Raw genomic sequence first — 21,018 nt, forward strand, 5'->3', positions numbered from 1 at the left:
TTAGTTTTCAAAGAACTTGTGTGTCACTCTCTCAAAGCGACCACTTAAATATATCATATATCTCTATCAACAGTCAACATTTTTCTTGAAAAACATTTTATTTTTTTAAGAAGTTTCCACTGTAAAAGAGATAAAAAATAGAGCCTCTTTTTGCTCCTTTGAAAGATTAACACATATCTATGAAAAAAGCATTATAAATTTCAAAAAAACTCATGTTTTTTCAGAAAAAAATAAAGCCGGTGAAGAACCGGCTTTATTTTTACTCAGATTGCTCTTGATCTGACTCTATAGTTTCTACGTTTTCTTCAGAATTCTCTTCATCATCTTCTTGTGATTGTTCAACTAATGCCACTGTAGCGACATGTTCATCATCACCTAGACGAATCAGGCGGACACCTTGAGTGACTCGACCTGTTGTTGAAATGTCTGAAACGGCCATACGAATGATCACACCGCTTCCTGTAATAATCATCAAGTCCTCTTCAGCTTCAGCATTCGTCGCCTTCACTGCGACAAGCGGACCATTATTGTCAGTGATTTTACATGTTTTAAGACCTTTACCGCCCCGACTTTGAACACGGTATTCTTTTTCAGGTGTTAACTTACCATATCCTTTTTCGGTGACAATCAATACGTTTGCATCTGGCTCAAGGATTTCCATCCCAACGACGATGTCATCTTCAGAAAGCGTAATTCCTTTCACGCCAGCTGCCGTACGCCCCATTTCACGAACATCTGTCTCGTCGAAACGAATCAGCATACCTTTTTTCGTACCAATGATGATTTGTTTTTCTCCATTGGTTAAACGGACAGCCATCAGTTCATCTTCGTCACGAAGACTTAATGCGATAAGTCCATTGTTTCGAATGTTGGCAAACTGAGACAATGATGTTCGTTTTGATACACCATGTCTTGTTGTAAAGAAGAGATACGAATCTTCATCAAATTCGCTTACTGGAATAATGGCATTAATCCACTCTCCCTTTTCTACTTCAAGCAGGTTAATAATCGGAATCCCTTTCGCTGTCCGTCCGAATTCAGGAATCTCATATCCCTTCGCACGATAAACCTTCCCTTTATTAGAGAAGAAGAGGATCGTATCATGGGTAGATGTTGAAATCAGCTGTTCTACGAAATCATCCTCATTGGTTCCCATTCCCTGAACACCTTTACCGCCTCTTTTTTGACTGCGGTATGTTGATGCAGGCAGACGCTTGATATAACCATTATGAGTCAGCGTAATCACGATGTTCTCAACAGGAATCAAATCTTCGTCTTCAATTGTTTCAATACCTGCTGTTACAATTTCAGTACGGCGCGTATCATTGAAACGTTCTTTGATTTCTGTTAATTCTTCTCTAATGATTTCAAGAACTTTTTCATTGTCTGCTAAAATGGCTTTCAACTCAGCAATCAAATCAACAAGTCCTTTGTATTCTTCTTCTATCTTTTCTCTTTCCAAACCAGTTAAGCGCTGAAGACGCATATCAAGAATGGCCTGTGCTTGTTTTTCGGACAAGCTATAGTTCTCCATTAAGCCATTTCTCGCGATTTCCGCAGTTTGAGAGCTTCTGATTAATGCAATGACTTCATCTAAGTGGTCAAGAGCGATTCTTAAACCTTCTAGAATATGAGCTCTTGCTTCAGCTTTACGAAGTTCATATGCTGTTCTTCTGCGAATGATCACTTTTTGATGCTCTAAATAATATTCAAGACATTGTTTGAGAGACAAGACTTTCGGCTGTCCATCAACTAGTGCCAATAGGTTGATCCCAAATGACGTTTGCAGTGTCGTTTGTTTATAAAGATTGTTTAATAGAACGTGGACGTTCGCGTCTCTTCGCAGTTCAATCACAATCCGCATTCCATTACGATCAGACTCGTCACGCAGATCTGTAATGCCATCGATCTTTTTATCGCGCACAAGATCAGCGATTTTTTCGATCAAACGTGCTTTGTTGACCTGATATGGAATTTCATTGATAACAATCCGCTGTTTACCGCTGGATGTTTCTTCAATAATAGAATTTGCACGTAATGTAATAGAGCCCCGGCCTGTTTCATATGCTTTGCGGATTCCGCTTCGGCCGATGATTTGTCCCGCAGTCGGGAAGTCTGGTCCTGGAATGATCTCCATTAGTTCCTGTGTTGTCATTTCTGGGTTTTGACTTATCGCCAGTACCCCATCAATCACTTCACCTAGCTGGTGAGGCGGAATGTTGGTTGCCATCCCTACAGCGATACCTGTTGCCCCGTTGACTAATAAGTTCGGGAAACGAGCAGGCATGACGATTGGTTCTCTTTCACTGCCATCGTAGTTATCTTGATAATCAATCGTATCCTTGGTAATATCACGAAGGATTTCCATTGAAATTTTAGATAGACGCGCCTCAGTATAACGCATTGCTGCTGCACCGTCTCCATCGACAGAACCAAAGTTCCCGTGTCCTTCAACTAGCATATTTCGATAGTTGAAGTCTTGTGCCATACGAACCATCGCTTCGTATACAGCGCTGTCACCGTGAGGGTGGTACTTACCGATAACTTCCCCAACGATACGTGCAGATTTCTTAAATGGTTTATCACTTGTCATACCTAGGTCATTCATCGCATACAAAATTCTTCGATGCACGGGCTTCAAGCCATCTCGCACATCTGGTAATGCACGCGAAACAATAACACTCATTGCATAATCTAAAAAGGACGTACGCATTTCTTGACTAATATTCACTTCGCGTACATTTGGTGTATGTTGTTCACTCACTATAAGAACCTCCCTTTACGTATCACATGAAATAAATTATGTGGGAGTAAAATATGTATTTATCTTCACAAGACTATTCTCCATTATATCAATAATCTCGGCTTTATACACATTAATTTACTAGAAAATCAACGAAAACACGGAAAACCAGGACATTCGTTTCACACCCCTGTTTCTTGAAAAACAACCTTATTCCAAACAAGAAATAAGGTTGTTCTCAGGAGGGATTCATCTAAATATCAAGGTTTTTCACGTATTGCGCATTTTCTTCGATAAAGTTCCGTCTCGGCTCTACTTTATCTCCCATCAGCATTTCAAATGTCTCATCAGCATCGATCGCATCCTCAAGTGTGACTTGAAGAAGTGTTCTCGCATCAGGGTCCATTGTTGTTTCCCAAAGCTGAGCAGCATTCATTTCTCCAAGACCTTTATAACGCTGAAGTCCAGGCTTTGGTGTTTGAGGAAGTGATTTTAACAGCTCATCCAGCTGTTTATCGTTATACACGTACTCCACACGTTTTCCTTGCTGCACTTTATATAAAGGCGGCTGCGCAATATACACATAACCGTTTTCAATGATTTCACGCATGTAGCGATAGAAGAATGTTAAGAGCAGCGTTCGAATATGTGCTCCATCCACATCGGCATCTGTCATGATCACAATTTTGTGATAGCGTGCTTTCTCTAAAGTAAAGTCTTCTCCGATTCCAGTTCCTAACGCTGTGATCATTGAACGAACCTCGTTGTTCGATAAAATTTTATCTAAACGAGCTTTTTCTACGTTTAGGATCTTCCCTCTTAACGGTAAGATCGCTTGGAAGTGACGATCACGGCCTTGTTTAGCAGATCCGCCCGCAGAATCTCCCTCTACAATATAGAGTTCAGAGATGGAAGGATCTTTAGAAGAACAGTCCGCTAGTTTCCCAGGTAAGCTGGAGACTTCCAGTGCACTTTTACGTCTTGTCAGCTCACGAGCTTTTTTGGCAGCCATTCTTGCACGAGCCGCCATCAGTCCTTTTTCCACAATTTTTTTCGCAGAATCAGGATTTTCAAGCAAGAATTTCTCAAGTGCTTCAGAGAAAAGGGAGTCTGTGATGGTTCTCGCTTCTGAGTTCCCAAGCTTTGTCTTCGTTTGGCCTTCGAATTGAGGGTCTGGATGCTTGATGGAGATAATGGCTGTTAAGCCTTCTCGCACATCTTCCCCACTTAAATTCGCATCCCCATCTTTGAATACGCCATTTTTACGAGCATAGTCATTGATGACACGCGTTAGACCGGTTTTAAAGCCAGCTTCGTGTGTTCCGCCTTCATACGTGTTGATGTTGTTGGCGAAGGAATAGATATTGCTTGTATAGGAATCGTTGTATTGTAAAGCCACTTCAACCGTAATTCCGTCTTTCTCACCTTCGATGTAAACAGGTTCTTCATGAACGACTTCTTTTGAGCGGTTTAAATGTTCTACATAGCTCTTAATACCGCCTTCGTAGCAGTATTCATTTCTCCGCTCTTTGCCTTCACGCAAGTCTTCAATGATGATGTTTACACCTTTTGTTAAGAAGGCTAACTCACGAACACGGTTGGCAAGTGTATCGTAATCAAATTCAATGGTTTCCGTGAAAATTTCTGGATCTGGCACAAAGTGAGTGGTTGTCCCGGTTACATCTGTTTCACCAATAACCTCTAAATCTCCCACTGGAACACCGCGTTTGAACTGCTGATAATGAATTTTTCCGTCACGGTATACGGTCACGTCTAAGGTAGTAGATAATGCATTTACAACAGATGCCCCTACACCATGCAGACCGCCAGATACTTTATAACCGCTGCCGTCAAATTTACCGCCAGCGTGAAGAACAGTCATAATGACCTCTACGGCAGGACGCCCCATTTTCTCATGAATTCCAACAGGAATCCCGCGGCCATTATCTTTTACTGTAATACTGTTATCTTTTTCAATTTGCACTGTAATGTCTGTACAATAACCAGCTAATGCCTCATCAATACTGTTGTCGACAATTTCCCATACAAGATGGTGAAGCCCTTTTGCATTGGTTGACCCAATGTACATTCCTGGACGTTTTCTAACAGCTTCTAGTCCTTCAAGCACCTGTATCTGATTTTCATCATAACTATTATGTTGCTGTTCCATTGCCACGTACATTCACCTACACTTTTCTTAAACGATATATTTATATGAATTGAGCTTTTAGACTTCAATTTCAATCACAAACGAAGCACGTTTTTTGAGCGTGCTTGAGGAAAGAGGAGAGTAATAAACAGATTCAGTTGTGACGACAATGGATTTGGGTGTCCCTTGTGATAACGAAATGATATGTTTCTCCTGTTTTTGTAGAAATTCTTCTACAACAGAAGACGACCTCATTTTGTAATCAACAATTGCGACAATCTCTCGTGTAGAAACAACACAATCATCACCTAAATGAATATACAAGACTCACACCTCATTTATCAGTCAATTACTTTTCCACTGGCTACTCTGAAAATTTCCGCTTCTTTCAGGGTGGCGTGATCGATGCCTTCAACACTTGTTGTGGTGACGAAGGTCTGTACTCGCCCCTGAATGGTATGGAGCAAATGAGACTGTCTGTAATCATCAAGTTCAGATAACACATCATCAAGTAGAAGAATAGGATATTCTCCGATTTCTTCATGTATCAGATCAATTTCTGCCAGCTTTAGTGAAAGAGCTGTTGTTCTTTGCTGCCCTTGAGAGCCATATGTCTGAACATCCCGACCATTCACAAAGAAAAGCAGGTCATCTCTGTGAGGTCCCCACAGTGTCACTCCTCGGTCAATTTCTCTCTCTCTTAGTTTCTGAAACGATTCTTCATAGCTATTCTTTATTTTCGACAAGTCTGACGCTTCTGATACCTCTATTGCCGTCTGGTATTGGAGCGTAAGTGTTTCTAGCTCTCTAGAAATCCCAAAATGCAGCGGCTGCGCCCATTTTTCGAGCTGTTTCGTAAAAGTCAGTCGTCTTTTGACCACTTTCGCTGCCGCATCAATCAACTGCTCTGTTAAAATCTCCAGCATCGCTTGATCCGATTGCTTTCTTGTCTGCAATTGTTTCAAGTAATGATTCCGCTGAGAAAGAATTTTTTGATAGAGCGATAAATCATGCAAGTAGACAGCAGAAACTTGTCCAATCTCCATGTCGAGGAATCTTCTGCGGATTTGCGGGCTGCCCTTCACAAGACTTAAGTCCTCTGGCGCAAACATGATGGTGTTTAATGCACCAACATAATGACTGAGCTTCTGTTGTTCAATGTGATTGACCTTGCCCTTTTTCCCTTTTTTTGAGATCACGAGCTGCATTGGGAGTGGACCATTTTTTTTAATGACTCTACCTTCTATTTTAGCATAGTCTTGGTCCCATCGGATAAGTTCTTTATCATTTGACGTACGATGAGACTTTGCCATCGACAATACATAGATCGCTTCCATCAAGTTCGTTTTACCTTGGGCATTCTCACCGATCATGACATTCACCTTATTGTCGAATTGAAGCTCGGTGTGTTCATAGTTTCGGTATGAAGTTAACGCCAGACTTTGAATGTACATGTATTGTCACCCGTTTCTAATTCACAACTTGAAATGTGCCGTAACCTTCAATCTCGACAACATCTCCTGGGTATAGTTTGCGTCCCCGTCTATTATCTGGCTCTTGATTAATGAACACCTCATGTTCACTTAAAAACCATTTCGCCATTCCGCCAGATTGGATGACTTCGGCTAATTTCAAAAACTGCCCTAATGTAATCATTTCTGTTTCAATGGTTATAAGATTAGGCATTGTATCGACCTCTTTCAATATCACTAATATCTAATTGTACTAAAAAACAAGACAAGAAGGAAAGGGGGAAAGCGAACTGGGATGAAAGAAAGCATGGAAAACGAGAAGAAAAGCTGCTGTGCACTCACACAGCAGCCATTTTAGATTGAATTAATACGTTCTTACCGGAAGAATCAATTGCAAGATAGAATCATCATTCGGCGTACGTAGCAGGAACGGTCTCATTGCACCAGTGAAGCTTACATGAATATCTGTTCCCTCTAATACTTTTAACGCATCCAGCATATATTTTGGACTGAAGGAGATTTTAAGATCTTCCCCTTTAATGTCATCTGCTTGAACCGTCTCCACCACTTTACCGATCTCAGGCGAATTAGAAGAGATTTCAAGGCTTTGTTCAGGATCAGCTGACAGTTTCACGACATTATTACGTCCTTCTCTTGCCAAAAGTGATGCACGATCAATGGCTTGAAGGAACTCTTTCGTGTTGACCACGACATCCGTTTTACTTTCTTGCGGGATCAGACGGGCTGTATCTGGATAATTTCCATCCAGCAACCTTGAGAAGAACAGCACGTTTTGTGCTTTAAAAAGAACTTGGGTTTCTGTAATGACGATGCTCACAAGATCTTGTCCATCATCAAGAATTTTACTTAGCTCAGTTAAACTCTTCCCTGGAATCACGACATTATACGAACTTTCCTCGTTAATATCTAACTTCGCTTTTCTTAAAGCAAGACGGTGGCTATCCGTTGCTGTGCATATTAATTCACCTTTTTCGACCTTCCAGTTTACACCTGTCAAGATAGGTCGTGTTTCTGAGGTGGACACTGCAAAAACAGTTTGACGAATTAAGTTTTTAAGCAAATCTGTCGGAATTTGAAATGCATGATGTTCTTCAATTTGTGGAAGATGCGGATATTCTTCAGCATCTAAGCCGTTTAAGTTAAATTCTGCTGAACCAGAACGGATGATAGTCAGGTGATTTTGTTCTACTTCAATTTCGACAGTGGACATAGGCAGTTTCTTTACAATTTCACTAAAGAAGCGGGCTTGAAGCACAATACTTCCCGGACGATCAATGGTGATAACCTCTAAATCTCCATCTCTTTGAGGAATGAAAGATTCAATTGAGATATCAGAATCGCTTCCTGTTAGAGAAACCCCTTCATCAGACGCAACAATTTTAATCCCTGTCAAAATAGGAATCGTTGTTCTAGAGGATACGGCCTTTAATACATCTTGGACACTTTGGACAAGACGATCTTTTTGAATCGTGAATTTCATAGTGGTCCTCCTAAATTTTCTTAATGACATGTATATATATTTTATTAATAAAAATCGTAGAAGTAATAGTAGGGCTTGTGAATATGTGGATAAGTCGACAAAAAGAAAGGAAAGACAGCCTATCCACATGTGGACAGACTGTGTATGACTATGCTCTAGTTATTCACATTTTCCCGTACTCATTATATCAGCTTGGTTATTTTAATTGTTCTTTGATCTCTTTGACATGCTGCTGAAGCTGTTCATCTTCAACAATTAATTTCGAAATCTTCTCATGAGCATGAATGACAGTCGTATGATCACGACCGCCAAATTCTTCTCCGATTTTAGGCAGAGAGGAATCGGTCATTTCTCTAGAGAGGTACATGGCAATTTGTCTTGGATAAGCAACTGACTTTGTACGTTTCTTTGCTTTGAAATCCTCTAATCGAATATTAAATTGCTGCCCTACAATTCTTTGAATATCTTTAATTGTAATGACCTTAGGCTTTGATGAAGGAATGATGTCCTTTAGCGCCTCAGCTGCTAGATCTGCATTAATGTCTTTATTAATTAAAGATGAGTAAGCAACGACACGAATCAAAGCACCCTCCAGCTCACGAATGTTGCTGTCGATTTGATTGGCAATGTACAGCATGACTTCATTTGGAATGTCTAAGCCTTCTGCCTTTGCTTTTTTTCGCAGGATCGCGATACGCGTTTCTAGATCTGGCGGGGTAATGTCTGTAATTAAGCCCCATTCAAATCGAGAGCGTAATCTGTCTTCAAGTGTCGGAATTTCCTTCGGAGGCCGGTCACTAGAAATGACGATTTGCTTACTTTCTTCGTGAAGTGTGTTGAATGTATGGAAAAACTCTTCTTGTGTTTGTTCTTTTCCTGCTAAAAATTGAATATCATCTATCAAAAGCACATCTACATTCCGATAGCGGTTACGGAAGTCGACAGCTTTGTTATCTCGGATTGAGTTGATAAATTCATTAGTAAATTTTTCAGATGATAGATAGACCACTTTGGCTGATGGATTATGGTCGATCACGTAATGACCAATCGCATGCATCAAGTGAGTCTTTCCTAAACCAACGCCCCCATAAATAAAAAGCGGGTTATATGCTTTTGCTGGTGCTTCCGCGACTGCAAGTGAAGCGGCATGAGCAAAACGGTTGCCTGAACCAATAACAAAAGTATCAAATGTATATTTTGGATTCAGCATATTTTGTGGAATGTCAACGGGCTCTTCTTTAGACATTTTTTTGATAGGAGACTTTGGCATGGCTTCCTCTTCATCCTGATTTTGAGGAATAATAAATTTAATGCTGAGCTCTTCACCTGTTAGTTCATAGATGGTATCAGCAATTAAGTGAAGATATCTTGACTCGAGCCAATCTCTAGCAAATTCATTAGGTGCCGTAATTGTAAGCGTATCTCCCTGAAGAGAATGGGCTTTTGTCGATTTCATCCATGTCTCAAAACTGGGTTTGCTCAATTTTGTCTCTATTTTTTGAAGTGCTTTATTCCACAGATCCAAAATATTTTCCATAAGGCTTCTCCCCCCTCCTTTTCTTTTTAAAATGACCAATATCAAACTGTTATAGAACACGAAAAAGAGCAAATGGTCATCACCATTCGTGCACATACATTGTTGAAAACAATTAATATAGTAGAAAAACGTCTTTTCGACAAATTACACAAGCTGTGGATAAACAATTCAACAGGCTGTGTAATAACTTTCCACAGGTTATCCACAAATTGTGGATAATATAAATGGGCCAGATAAGTAATTAAGAGTTAAAACACAAATATAATATCAAAATAAACAAGATGGTGCAATGGGTGTCACAAACTTATCCACACACTTTACATCCTGTTGAAAAATAATTATCCACATCGGTTATTTGTGTGAAAAAAATGTCGATAATGGGTGTGGATAGTCTAAATATGCCGGAAAAATATCCACATTCTTGTTTTGAAGGTCTTTTAGGAGGAAAAAGAGAATAAAATGCTGGAAACTAAAAAAGAAGGTTTCTTCGTTTGATAACTTATGTTATGCTTATAAGGTTGATAATAAGAGTTTTATCATTGATATTGACAATCGATGGGTTACACAAATATAATGAGTTAGACTGTCTTAAACAGCTATTCCTCAGGGAGGTGTCATAAATGAAAAGAACGTTTCAACCAAATAACCGTAAGCGTAGTAAAGTTCATGGCTTCCGCAGCCGTATGAGTACTAAAAACGGACGTCTAGTTTTAAAGCGACGCCGCAGCAAAGGTAGAAAAAAATTATCAGCTTAGGCCACTGAATAATGTCAGTGGTCTTTTTTACATAAAATCGTAAATGAACTGTCAGTTTTTATCGGAGTGGAAGAAAACATGAAGAAGCGAAACAGGCTAAAAAAAAATGAAGAGTTTCAAAAGGTGTTCAAAAAAGGTCAATCAATGGCAAATCGCCAATTCGTTATTTACCAGCTTGATCAGCCAAATCAAGTTGAACTGCGTCTAGGATTGTCTGTCAGTAAGAAGATTGGTAATGCAGTGATTAGAAACCGAATAAAACGTCTGATCCGTCAGGTGTTTTTAGAGGAAGGCCATAAGTTAAAGCAAGAAAAAGACTACATTGTCATTGCACGAAAACCAGCGAGTGAATTGACCTTTGAAGAAACAAAGAAGTCTCTCCAACATTTATTTAGAAAATCCGCTGTTTATCAACAACAACCGAAAAAGTCTTCGTAATAGAAACTTTCGTTGAATCAATTTTTAAAAGCGCTTCCTTCATCTAGTGAATTAAAATGAAACCACCACTTTGCAAAGAAAAAATGTTACCATACTGATTAGGTGAGTCACTTTCTTAATCAATTCCAACTTAAATAAAGTTTGAAGTAATGGGAGGAATCTTGTTGAAAAGGCGATTATTACTAATATTTAGCTTGATTGGCGTATTGGTTTTATTGGCAGGATGTACACAGATCAATGAACCAATTACATCAGATAGTAAGGGATTCTGGAATTCTTATATTGTTTACCCGCTATCTCAATTAATCACGTACATGGCAAACTTAACTGGTGAAAACTATGGTGTAGCGATTATTATTGTGACACTATTAATTCGCTTGCTTATTTTACCATTAATGATTAAACAGTTAAGAAGTACAAAAGCGATGCAAGCATTACAGCCTGAATTGAAAAAGCTTCGTGAAAAATATAGCTCTAAAGATCAAAAAACACAGCAGCAGCTTCAGCAGGAAACAATGGCCCTTTTTCAAAAAAATGGCGTCAATCCATTAGCAGGCTGTTTCCCAATTTTAATTCAAATGCCAATCCTTATTGGTTTCTATCATGCAATTATGAGGACAGCAGAAATTAAAAAGCATACATTCTTATGGTTTGACTTAGGCAGCCCAGATCCATTGTTTCTATTACCGATTATTGCGGGTGTAGCTACTTTCATTCAGCAAAAGCTGATGATGGCTGGAAATCCTTCGGACAACCCTCAAATGGCTATCATGCTATGGGTGATGCCGATTATGATCGTTGTGTTTGCAATTAGTTTCCCAGCAGCACTTTCATTGTACTGGGTTGTAGGTAACATTTTCATGATCATTCAAACATTGGTGATAAAAACACCTCAAGTAAAAGTTGATACAAAAGAAAAAGCTGGCGGGAATAAAAAATGAAGGAAATAACTGCTGTCGGTCGCACAATCGAAGAAGCAGTAGATTCCGGACTTAAACAAATTCAGCTACTACAAGAAGAAGTAGAAATCACAATAGTAGATGAAGGAAATAAAGGGTTTTTAGGATTATTTGGTAAAAGACAAGCTGTGGTCAAGTTAGTAGAAAAGATAAATGCATTTAAATTAGCTACACAGTATTTAGATAAAATTGTTAAGTCTATTGATCCTAAAGCAAAGATTATTTCCAAACAGGAACCGAAAAAGATTTCTTACCACATTGATGGAGATAAAACGTCATTAATGATTGGAAAAAGAGGCCAAACATTGTACTCTTTAGAAACGTTGGTACAGCTAGTGTTTAATCGTTATTCTGATCAGTATCATCATATAACAATTGATATTGGCGATTATAGGAAGAAACGACAAGAAGCACTTGAACAATATGCAGTCAAAACAGCAAATCGGGTTTTAAAAACGAAGAGAAAGGTTCATTTAGAACCAATGCCTTCGAATGAACGAAAAATTGTTCATGATGCGATTGCTGCATTCTCTAAAGAACTTGCAACGGCATCTGAAGATACAGGCAGCAAACGTCATGTTGTGGTGCTGTATAAAAAATAGCAGAAAGGCTAAGATTCAGCAAAGCTGGATTTTAGTCTTTTTTTATTGAAAAATTGCTTTTTATAGAGGATTCATCCTTTATTTCTAAAAAATGAGTGTGTGATATGGGTGCAAAACGCCAATTTAACAAGTAAGCATAGGGATCAGGGCGTTTAAATTTATTGGATTTAGGTGTAAGATGTGAAGACAAGTTTCAAACGTCGTTATTCACATGTGGATAAGTTAAGTGTTAAAATAGATAAGATGCAAAGCTGTGGATAATTAGATATGAGATACTTTCACTTCGCTTTCATTTATGGTATCTTTAAATTTTGGATTAAGCGTTTTTGATATAGAGATGGACAATGTCCATTTAATAGATAACAGACTGTTTATTAAGTAGAGAAAGAGGTGAATGAGTGATGGATACAATTGCAGCAATTTCTACACCGATGGGTGAAGGAGCAATTGCGATCATCCGTTTAAGCGGGCCTGATGCGGTACAGATTGCTGATCGGATGTATAAAGGTCCTAAGGAGAAAAAACTTGTATCGGTGGATTCACATACAATTCATTATGGTCATATTGTGGACTCTAGCACTGAGCAAGTCATAGAAGAGGTCATGGTGTCAGTATTACGAGCGCCAAAAACATTTACGAGAGAAGACGTTATTGAGATTAACTGCCATGGCGGAATTGTAACGGTCAATAAAGTACTGCAGCTTGCTTTAAGAGAAGGAGCAAGATTAGCGGAGCCAGGTGAGTTTACAAAACGAGCTTTCTTAAATGGAAGAATTGATCTTTCACAGGCTGAAGCGGTAATGGATTTGATTCGCGCAAAGACAGATCGTGCGATGAATGTAGCGATTACTCAAATGGAGGGAAGACTCTCCGGTTTGATTAAACGACTTCGCGGTGAGATATTGGAAACTCTGGCCCATGTTGAAGTCAATATTGACTATCCTGAGTATGACGATGTTGAAGAAATGACGCATCGGGTTTTAGTTGAAAAGGCAACATCAGTGAAAAAGGAAATTGAGTCACTGCTAACGACTTCTCAGCAGGGGAAAATACTTCGCGAGGGCTTATCCACTGTCATTATTGGAAGACCGAATGTTGGGAAGTCTTCCTTGTTGAATAGTCTTGTACAGGAAACAAAAGCGATTGTAACGGATATTCCTGGAACAACGAGAGATGTCATTGAGGAATATGTAAATGTTAGAGGTGTACCGCTTCGATTAGTCGATACTGCGGGTATACGTGAGACGGAGGACATTGTTGAGCGTATAGGGGTTGAACGATCTAGACAGGTCTTAAAAGAAGCTGACCTGATTTTACTTGTGCTCAATTATAGCGAGGAATTGTCAGAAGAGGATATCAAACTTTTTGAGGCCGTCTCAGGCATGGATATCATCGTAATCGTGAATAAGACAGATCTTGAGCCTAAGCTTGATATCGAAAAGGTCAAGCAGTTAGCGAAGGATCGTCCGGTGGTTACTACATCATTATTACAAGAAAAGGGGATTGATGAGCTCGAAATTGCGATTCAATCACTCTTTTTCACGGGTTCAATTGAAAGTGGAGATTTAACGTATGTAAGTAACACAAGGCATATTGCTCTTCTTCAGGCAGCAAAACAATCCATTGAGGATGCTCTTGAAGGAATTGAAATGGACGTACCGATCGACATAGTTCAAATAGATTTAACACGCTGCTGGGAACAGCTGGGTGAAATTATTGGGGATGCTGTTCATGAAAGCTTGATTGATCAGTTATTCTCTCAATTCTGTTTAGGAAAGTAAAGGGAGGAACATAAGAAATGGGTTATGAAGCTGGCAATTATGACGTAATCGTCGTGGGTGCCGGTCATGCTGGAGTTGAGGCTGCTCTTGCTTCTGCAAGACAGGGCGCCAAAACACTTGTATTGACTATCAACCTCGATATGGTTGCTTTTATGCCATGTAATCCGTCCGTAGGCGGCCCCGCAAAAGGGATTGTCGTCAGAGAAATTGATGCTCTAGGCGGAGAAATGGCACGAAATATAGATAAGACGCATATTCAAATGCGCATGCTGAATACGGGGAAAGGACCTGCTGTCCGTGCGTTAAGAGCGCAAGCAGATAAGTTCCAATATCAGCATGAAATGAAAAAAACAATGGAAAATGAACCAAACCTGACAATGCTGCAGGGTATGGTAGATCATTTAATTGTAGAAGATGATGAATGTAAAGGTGTTGTTACTCAAACGGGGGCGAACTATCGTGCGAAGTCTGTTGTATTAACGACAGGGACTTTCTTAAAAGGCCGTATTATTTTAGGAGACTTATCGTATTCAAGTGGTCCAAATAACCAGCAGCCTTCCATTAAATTATCGGATCATTTAGCAGAACTAGGATTCGATTTGGTTCGCTTTAAAACAGGAACACCTCCTCGAGTGAATAGCCACTCGATTGACTATAGTAAAACAGAAATTCAACCAGGTGATGAAGTCCCGCGGGCATTCTCCTATGAAACGGTTGAATATATTACCGACCAGCTGCCATGCTGGTTAACGTACACGAGTTTAGAGACTCATCAAATTATTGATGAGAATCTTCACCGTTCTCCAATGTATTCAGGTATGATTAAAGGAACTGGTCCTAGATACTGCCCGTCCATTGAAGATAAAGTGGTGCGTTTCAATGATAAACCGAGACATCAAATTTTCTTAGAGCCAGAAGGTCGTAATACGCAGGAAGTTTATGTTCAAGGATTGTCTACAAGTCTTCCTGAGGATGTACAGCAGCGAATGCTTTCAACCATCCCAGGACTCGAGAATGTTCAAATGATGAGAGCGGGTTATGCCATCGAGTATGATGCGATTGTGCCTACTCAGTTGTGGCCTACACTTGAGACGAAGAAAATTTCTGGATTATATACAGCCGGCCAAATTAATGGTACGTCTGGTTATGAGGAAGCAGCAGGTCAAGGGATTATGGCAGGTATTAATGCAGGAAGAAAAGCATTAGGTAAAGAAGAAGTCATTTTAAGCCGATCTGATGCATATATCGGTGTCCTCATCGATGACCTTGTCACAAAAGGAACAAATGAACCATACCGTCTCTTGACATCACGTGCTGAGTATCGTCTACTTCTACGTCATGACAATGCTGATTTAAGATTAACTGAACTTGGCTATCAAATTGGATTAATTTCTGAAGAAAGATTCCAAGCATTCCAGCAGAAAAAAGAAGCCATTGAAGCAGAGAAAAAACGCTTATATTCTGTGATCATTAAACCTACAGCAGAGACTCAAGAATTTATTCGTTCACTCGGTGGAAGTGAGTTGAAGGACGGCATTCGTGCAAGTGATTTGATGAAGCGTCCAGAAATGAATTATGAAACTGTTGTGAAATTAGCTCCTGCGGAAACACCGCTTCCTTCTGATGTGTGTGAGCAGGTAGAGATTCAAATTAAATACGAAGGTTATATTGAAAAGTCACTCCAGCAAGTTGAAAAACTGAAAAAGATGGAGAACAAAAAGATTCCTGATCGTATTGATTATGATGCCATCAAAGGGATTGCAACTGAAGCGAAACAAAAGCTGAAAGAAGTCCGACCGCTTTCTGTTGCACAGGCTTCTCGTATTTCAGGCGTTAACCCTGCTGATATTTCTATCCTTTTAGTATATTTAGAGCAGGGGCGTATTGCGAAGATAGCAGAATAGAAAGGATGTCGGCATGAACATTGAACAATTTACAGCAGCACTAGAGGAGAAAGGGATCACTCTTTCTCCTGTGCAGCTTGAACAATTTGAAACCTACTTCCGCATGCTTGTAGAATGGAACGAGAAAATGAATTTAACGTCCATTACTGAAAAGGAAGAAGTGTATTTAAAGCATTTTTATGATTCAATATCAGCAGCATTTTTTATTGATTTTCACAAAGTGACGACGATTTGTGATATTGGAGCTGGTGCTGGTTTTCCAAGCATTCCTCTTAAAATTTGTTTCCCTCATCTACATGTGACCATTGTTGATTCTCTTCAGAAACGAATTACGTTTCTCAATGAGTTAGCAAAAGGATTAAACTTACAAGATACTACTTTTTATCATGATCGTGCGGAAACGTTTGGACAACGTAAGGAAAAGCGTGAAAGCTATGATCTTGTCACTGCTAGAGCAGTTGCACGTTTATCCGTCTTGAGCGAACTATGTCTGCCTCTAGTGAAAAAGGAAGGATTGTTTGTTGCCTTAAAAGCATCTGCCGCTGATGAAGAAATGCAAGCAGGGAAAAAAGCTGTCACAGTCCTCGGAGGAGAGGTTGTTGAAAAGCATTCCTTTGTTCTTCCTTTAGAAGAAAGCGAACGGAACATCATTGTCATTGAAAAGAAAAAGCAAACACCAAAAAAATATCCTAGAAAACCAGGAACACCTAATAAATCACCAATAGAAGGTTGATCATGTAAAAGGTCGGTTTTTCTTCAATATTTATGATTTTACAGAAGGAAAAAACATGAGAAAATAGAATTATAAAAAGGTAGTTTTTAAAGGTGGTGTAGGTTCATGAAGCATTCACTCTCACGCTTCTTCGGGCTTGGAGACAAAGAACATCCTGAGCGTGAAACCGAAATAGAGGCAGAGATTGCTGAGCATGATACATTAAAGGAAGAGATACAGGAGCTCCCGGTCGACACAATTATGCCAAACCGTTTTCAGCCACGCACCATTTTTTCAGAAGAAAAGATACAAGAGCTGGCCACGACGATTCATACCCATGGCATTATCCAACCAATTGTTGTTAGACCAACAGAAGAAGAAGGAAAATATGAACTGATCGCCGGCGAAAGACGTTGGAGAGCGGTGCAGACTCTTCAATGGGAGAAAATCCCCGCTATTATAAAAGATTTTACTGATACGGAAACGGCATCTGTGGCATTGATTGAAAATTTGCAAAGAGAAGAGCTGTCTTCTATTGAAGAGGCTCATGCTTATGCCCGTCTTTTAGAGCTTCATGATTTAACACAAGAGGCGCTTGCTCAGCGTTTAGGCAAGGGACAATCAACTGTTGCAAACAAATTAAGACTTTTAAAGTTGCCTGAAGAGGTACAACAGGCCATTTTAGAGAAAAAAATCTCTGAAAGGCATGCCCGTTCACTTGTGCCCCTAAAGCTTCCAGAATTACAAATCGCGCTATTGCAGGAAATCATCGAAAAGCAGTTGAATGTGAAACAGACTGAAGAGCGTGTAGTGAAGATGCTTGAACAAAAAACAGATCGCAAACCGAAGCCAAAGCGTAAGGCGTTTAGTCGTGATACACGAATTGCAATGAATACCATTCGTCAGTCTCTCCACATGGTAGAAGACAGCGGACTTAAAATAAATACCGAGGAAGAAGAGTTTGAGGAATATATCCAATTAACGATTCGAATTCCTAAATAGAAAAAAGCTGATGAGCGCCACTCGTCAGCTTTTTTTGTTTGTCTTATTTTCTGCACACACCATATTTACATAATATTTATAAATTGGTAAAATATGATTTTCGTAGTATGAAGGAGGTGACAACTACTGATGAAAATGAAGAAGACTATTTTCGCCATTATTTGCTATTTACTAATTTCTTTTTCTCTTTTTCCAAATGAAGCGACAATATACGCTGTGAAATCGCCAACGGCTCATGCGGATGAAGGCCTGATGACCAACGAAGAATTGAACGTTCTGAAGAAGCAAGGTGTTGTTTCTAAAGATGTGACTGTACAGCAATTTAATCAAGAGTATGCGTCTTCCGACGATTCGATCGACTTGATTACAGCTGACGATGATTTGAAGAACTATGGTTTAAGACAAAATAAGCATGATGAGCTGGTGACGGATGAAAAGCCGCACACCCTCAAGCAACTTTTAGGAAAGCCGTATCCTGGTACCGATATTATCCCTAAAAAAGGAGATATCTTGGTGACAACCACTGATGCTGTGAAGGGTTTGGTTGGACATGCAGGTATCGTCATTAATGAGAAAAGCTATGCTTCTATTCCAGGGTTTCGGCAGCATCCTCAACTTGATTCCATTCATAACTGGTTTCGCTATAGTGCCAATACAAAGGTAATTCGGATTAATCAAGAGGAGAAGGCACATTTAGCAGGGGAATGGGCACACGATTATGTGAAAGGTCATCCGAAGGCTCGCTATTCCATCACCATGTCTATTCAATCATTGGACCCGACTTATTGTTCAAAGATCGTGTGGCAGGCCTATGGCAAAACAGGGGACGCTTTGGGACATGCGACATTTATCATTAAGACACCCTATGGATTTTTAAAAAAGAAAAGCTATAAAACAGTAACTCCTAAGGTCATTGTAAGTGAAGGCCGCAAAATAGGTGAATTATACTTTTGATATGTGACCCTCACTTTTGATAGAAGTGAGGGTTTTGATGTATGTCTATTTCTTAAAAAAGATATATCAATATACTTTTTAGGTGTGTTTTCATTCGTTCTTTAATGTACGAAAAGGCACATTCAACGACGAATTTATAATAGGGAAACAAAAAAAGCAAACGTTTCATACTTTTTTTGATAGAATAGAAAGTATGAATGAATGAGAAACTTGTTAAGTTGAAAGTGGGTGACATCGTGGGAAAAATCATAGCGATTACCAACCAGAAGGGCGGCGTCGGGAAGACGACAACTTCTGTTAATTTGGGTGCGTGTTTAGCATACATAGGCAAACGAGTGTTGTTAGTTGATATTGATCCGCAGGGCAATGCCACGAGTGGTATTGGGATTGAGAAGGCCGACGTAGAGAAGTGTGTGTACGATATTTTAGTTGATGATGCAGATGTTCTTGATGTGATTAAGACGACAGAGGTCGAAAATCTTGATGTCATTCCTGCGACAATACAGCTTGCAGGGGCTGAAATAGAGCTTGTGCCTACAATCTCACGTGAAGTGAGGCTGAAGAGAGCACTTGAATCTGTTAAGCAGAATTATGATTATATGATTATTGACTGCCCGCCATCACTTGGACTGCTGACGATTAATGCGTTAACTGCATCCGATTCCGTTTTAATACCAGTTCAGTGCGAATATTATGCGCTGGAAGGATTGAGCCAATTGTTAAACACAGTTCGTCTCGTGCAGAAACATTTAAATACCGATCTTGCCATTGAAGGTGTCTTGCTGACAATGCTTGATGCCCGAACAAATCTTGGGATTCAGGTTATCGAAGAAGTGAAGAAATACTTTAGAGATAAAGTCTATCAAACCGTCATTCCGAGAAATGTGAGGCTGAGTGAAGCGCCAAGTCATGGAAAGCCTATTATCTTGTATGATCCACGTTCAAGAGGTGCAGATGTCTATTTAGACTTAGCAAAGGAAGTGGATGCGAATGGCTAAAGGTCTTGGAAAGGGTATTAATGCACTATTTAACAACGTAGACTCAAATGAAGAAACGGTTGAAGAAATTAAATTAAAGGATTTGCGTCCGAATCCTTATCAGCCAAGGAAAACGTTTGATGATGATGCGTTGTCTGATCTGAAAGAATCGATTCAGCAGCACGGTGTTTTACAGCCGATCATTGTTCGTAAATCGATTAAAGGATATGACATAGTAGCAGGAGAACGCCGTTTTCGCGCAGCACAACAAGCTGGTCTGACAACAATTCCTGCGATCGTTCGAGAGTTTTCAGAAACGCTGATGAGAGAAATTGCCCTTTTAGAAAACCTGCAGCGTGAGGATCTCTCTCCACTAGAGGAAGCGGAAGCGTATGCTTCCTTGCTGGATCATCTAAGTGTGACGCAAGAGGAATTAGCGAAGCGATTAGGGAAAAGCAGACCGCATATTGCGAACCATCTCCGTCTGTTGACTTTACCGGATGACATCCAAAAGCTGATTGCAAATGGAACGTTATCAATGGGACATGGCCGGACATTGCTTAGCTTAAAGAACAAAAAGAAGCTGGCGCCTTTGGTAAAGAAAATCGTGGATGAGGGGTTAAACGTACGACAGGTTGAAAAACTTGTTCAGCAGTTAAACGAAAATGTTCCACGTGAAACAAAGAAAAAAGAAGCACCAAAGGATCGAGTGTTGAAAGAAAGAGAGTCTTTCTTACAAAACTACTTTGGTACTTCCGTGACGATCAAGAAACAGAAGAAAAAAGGGAAAATTGAGATTGAATTCCTCTCGAATGAAGATTTAGAAAGAATCCTTGAATTGCTTTCTACGAGGGAATCATCAGAGTGACCATCTTGATATGAGATGGTCTTTTTTATATTCTCCCAGTGATATTTTGAATAGGGGTGAAGAGAGACCGGTTTTTTTCTCTTGTCCAATCCATTTGGTCAATGTGAGATAGACTTTCAGAAAGTGTATTGGCCATAGACATGACAAGATGAAGACGTGTGTTTTGGAGGACGAAATATTCCATGAAACCACTCACATTGACGATCCCATTAATATGAATATCTCCTACCTCTGGCAGCTCCTTTTGGACACCAGCTCCAGGCTTTAACGGACCATCTCCAATTTGGAAGGAACCGACACTTTTCACTCTTCCTAAACAGGCATCAACCGCTACAATAAACGGGTGTTTATGAGCTTGTTCAATTTCAGCGAGTTTTTCTTTTAAATTGACCGCATGCACTGGGTCAGAGAGTGTTCCATATACATGAAGCTTTTTCAAATCCAGACCTGAAAGCTTTGTACCAACAAGTGGACCTAGAGAGTCGCCAGTTGAGCGGTCTGTTCCAATACAAACGATGGCAACGGGTCTTTTTCCTGCTTTCTGAATATGCGAGAATAAAATACTTTTAAGCTGTTGAATGGCGTTTGTATCCGTATGGGACACGTATTCTTTTACCCTATTTCTAAAAAAAAGACCGTTCTTGCTATTCATAGGTCTCACTTC

General features: G+C 39.8%; 19 protein-coding genes. 11 read left to right on the plus strand and 8 right to left on the minus strand.

Going from position 1 to position 21,018, the window contains the following annotated elements:
* Positions 1-259: 259 nt before the first annotated feature.
* The 7 genes from gyrA to dnaA form a co-directional block, all read right to left on the minus strand.
* On the minus strand, positions 260-2,764 hold the full coding sequence (gene gyrA, locus AWT60_RS04555; RefSeq protein ID WP_087976616.1) for a DNA gyrase subunit A: 2,505 nt from the start codon (positions 2,762-2,764) through the stop codon (positions 260-262).
* Positions 2,765-2,996: 232 nt separating this feature from the next.
* The gene (gene gyrB / locus AWT60_RS04560; protein WP_024424077.1) at positions 2,997-4,913 is read right to left on the minus strand and encodes a DNA topoisomerase (ATP-hydrolyzing) subunit B; all 1,917 of its coding nucleotides are present in this window, start codon (positions 4,911-4,913) and stop codon (positions 2,997-2,999) included.
* Between the two features lie 57 nt (positions 4,914-4,970).
* Positions 4,971-5,216: an extracellular matrix regulator RemB gene (remB, locus tag AWT60_RS04565; RefSeq protein ID WP_034283648.1), complete on the minus strand. Its 246-nt coding sequence runs from the start codon at positions 5,214-5,216 to the stop codon at positions 4,971-4,973.
* A 17-nt stretch (positions 5,217-5,233) separates the two neighbouring features.
* Entirely contained in the window at positions 5,234-6,346 is a 1,113-nt protein-coding gene (gene recF, locus AWT60_RS04570) for a DNA replication/repair protein RecF (RefSeq protein WP_041105878.1), read from the minus strand.
* 16 nt (positions 6,347-6,362) lie between these two features.
* Entirely contained in the window at positions 6,363-6,578 is a 216-nt protein-coding gene (yaaA, locus tag AWT60_RS04575; protein WP_008360916.1) for a S4 domain-containing protein YaaA, read from the minus strand.
* Between the two features lie 150 nt (positions 6,579-6,728).
* Entirely contained in the window at positions 6,729-7,865 is a 1,137-nt protein-coding gene (gene dnaN / locus AWT60_RS04580) for a DNA polymerase III subunit beta (protein ID WP_024424074.1), read from the minus strand.
* Between the two features lie 196 nt (positions 7,866-8,061).
* On the minus strand, positions 8,062-9,402 hold the full coding sequence (gene dnaA / locus AWT60_RS04585; RefSeq protein WP_024424073.1) for a chromosomal replication initiator protein DnaA: 1,341 nt from the start codon (positions 9,400-9,402) through the stop codon (positions 8,062-8,064).
* A gap of 620 nt (positions 9,403-10,022) precedes the next feature.
* Between dnaA and rpmH the strand changes: the two genes are divergently transcribed.
* From rpmH to AWT60_RS04640, 11 genes are all read left to right on the plus strand, one after another.
* Positions 10,023-10,157, plus strand: a complete 135-nt coding sequence (gene rpmH / locus AWT60_RS04590) for a 50S ribosomal protein L34 (RefSeq protein WP_073208224.1) — start codon at positions 10,023-10,025, stop codon at positions 10,155-10,157.
* 78 nt (positions 10,158-10,235) lie between these two features.
* Positions 10,236-10,595, plus strand: coding sequence for a ribonuclease P protein component (rnpA, locus tag AWT60_RS04595; RefSeq protein ID WP_024427652.1), 360 nt, complete (start codon positions 10,236-10,238; stop codon positions 10,593-10,595).
* Positions 10,596-10,753: 158 nt separating this feature from the next.
* Positions 10,754-11,536: a YidC family membrane integrase SpoIIIJ gene (spoIIIJ, locus tag AWT60_RS04600; protein ID WP_087976621.1), complete on the plus strand. Its 783-nt coding sequence runs from the start codon at positions 10,754-10,756 to the stop codon at positions 11,534-11,536.
* Positions 11,533-12,156 carry an RNA-binding cell elongation regulator Jag/EloR gene (gene jag, locus AWT60_RS04605; RefSeq protein ID WP_024424071.1) on the plus strand — a complete coding sequence of 208 codons (624 nt, stop codon included), beginning with the start codon at positions 11,533-11,535 and terminating at the stop codon, positions 12,154-12,156. The genes spoIIIJ and jag overlap by 4 nt, the downstream gene beginning before the upstream one ends.
* Before the next feature lie 401 nt (positions 12,157-12,557).
* Positions 12,558-13,937: a tRNA uridine-5-carboxymethylaminomethyl(34) synthesis GTPase MnmE gene (gene mnmE / locus AWT60_RS04610; RefSeq protein ID WP_024424070.1), complete on the plus strand. Its 1,380-nt coding sequence runs from the start codon at positions 12,558-12,560 to the stop codon at positions 13,935-13,937.
* Positions 13,938-13,954: 17 nt separating this feature from the next.
* Positions 13,955-15,841 carry a tRNA uridine-5-carboxymethylaminomethyl(34) synthesis enzyme MnmG gene (mnmG, locus tag AWT60_RS04615; RefSeq protein ID WP_041105876.1) on the plus strand — a complete coding sequence of 629 codons (1,887 nt, stop codon included), beginning with the start codon at positions 13,955-13,957 and terminating at the stop codon, positions 15,839-15,841.
* 13 nt (positions 15,842-15,854) lie between these two features.
* Complete coding sequence (gene rsmG, locus AWT60_RS04620; protein WP_024424068.1) at positions 15,855-16,574, plus strand: 16S rRNA (guanine(527)-N(7))-methyltransferase RsmG; 720 nt, start codon at positions 15,855-15,857, stop codon at positions 16,572-16,574.
* A gap of 105 nt (positions 16,575-16,679) precedes the next feature.
* Positions 16,680-17,555: a nucleoid occlusion protein gene (gene noc / locus AWT60_RS04625; protein ID WP_024424067.1), complete on the plus strand. Its 876-nt coding sequence runs from the start codon at positions 16,680-16,682 to the stop codon at positions 17,553-17,555.
* Between the two features lie 129 nt (positions 17,556-17,684).
* A complete protein-coding gene (locus AWT60_RS04630) occupies positions 17,685-18,509 on the plus strand; it encodes an orthopoxovirus pf05708 family protein (protein ID WP_041105874.1) in 825 nt (274 codons plus the stop codon).
* A gap of 236 nt (positions 18,510-18,745) precedes the next feature.
* Entirely contained in the window at positions 18,746-19,507 is a 762-nt protein-coding gene (gene soj, locus AWT60_RS04635) for a sporulation initiation inhibitor protein Soj (protein ID WP_008360890.1), read from the plus strand.
* The gene (locus tag AWT60_RS04640; RefSeq protein WP_024424064.1) at positions 19,500-20,354 is read left to right on the plus strand and encodes a ParB/RepB/Spo0J family partition protein; all 855 of its coding nucleotides are present in this window, start codon (positions 19,500-19,502) and stop codon (positions 20,352-20,354) included. Before soj ends, AWT60_RS04640 begins: the two co-directional genes overlap by 8 nt.
* A gap of 25 nt (positions 20,355-20,379) precedes the next feature.
* Here the strand turns inward: AWT60_RS04640 and yyaC are convergent, their stop codons facing one another.
* Entirely contained in the window at positions 20,380-21,006 is a 627-nt protein-coding gene (yyaC, locus tag AWT60_RS04645) for a spore protease YyaC (RefSeq protein WP_076840624.1), read from the minus strand.
* Positions 21,007-21,018: the final 12 nt, after the last annotated feature.

It is taken from the genome of Bacillus sp. F2HM, assembly GCF_019266135.1.
Lineage (GTDB): Bacteria > Bacillota > Bacilli > Bacillales > Bacillaceae > Bacillus > Bacillus safensis.